Source organism: Streptomyces sp. 8K308, assembly GCF_004348315.1.
GTDB lineage: Bacteria > Actinomycetota > Actinomycetes > Streptomycetales > Streptomycetaceae > Streptomyces.
This window is the reverse complement of record NZ_SMKC01000678.1, coordinates 1-812: the sequence shown is the minus strand read 5'-3', so window position 1 is coordinate 812 and position 812 is coordinate 1. Positions and strand designations below refer to the sequence as shown.

Here is an 812-nt window from a genome sequence, read left to right as displayed (position 1 = left end):
GCCAGTGATCACTCCGCGTGAGCGGGCCCGCGTCGGCTTGCCACGGTGGAGCCCTGGCCTCACCGGGCCGCGATGTGCGCCGCCCCGAACAGGCGCTTGGCCATGCCGAGGCGCTCATACGTGGCGACGGCCGACGCGTTGCCGGTGAGCACCATGAGCGCGGCGCGGCCGTACTGGTTGACGAGGGCGTCCACGACGAAGCCGCACACGGCCCGCGCGAGACCGCGCCCGCGGGCGGCGGGGTGGGTGACCACCCCGCCCATGAACCCGCACCCGGCCGCGGACCACGCGTCCGCCGCCACCGCGAGCGGCTTCGCCCCGACGCCGCTGTCCACCTCGCCGACGACCCCGGCCCAGCGGCGCGTGCCCGCGCGTCCCGGCTGCGCGTAGGAGTCAGGGAAGAAGCGGTCGAACAGCGAGGTCGCCTCCCGCTCCTCGCGGGCGGTCAGCCACCGCACGCCGGTGGCTGCGACACCGGACGGGGACGTGGCCTCCATCCAGAAGAAGTGGTGGACCGGCGCCAGGTCGGGCAGCTGCCCAACCAGCGCATCGATCAGGGCGGCTTCCCCCAGGACCCGGTAGGACGGGCCGATCTCCTCCAGGATCCGCCGCACCAACACGGCCGCGTCGGCACCGCCGCCCTTGACCGCGAGCCGGTCCTGTTGAGGGTTCGGGCTCGCCACCGCCAGCGCCGCACCGTGGCACCAGGCCCTTACCCCCGGCCCCAGGGCGTCACCGCCTTGACCCTGGGCGGCCCAGACCGGATGTCCGTCGCCGGCCGCGGCCTGCTCGACGTCACGGAGCCGTGCGAG

Annotated in this window: 1 protein-coding gene; it reads right to left on the bottom strand. The window is 75.4% G+C overall.

Going from position 1 to position 812, the window contains the following annotated elements; all coding sequences use genetic code 11:
* Positions 1-59: 59 nt before the first annotated feature.
* The coding region (locus E1265_RS36610; RefSeq protein ID WP_243741409.1) for a GNAT family N-acetyltransferase at positions 60-812 on the bottom strand (753 nt) is incomplete at its 5' end.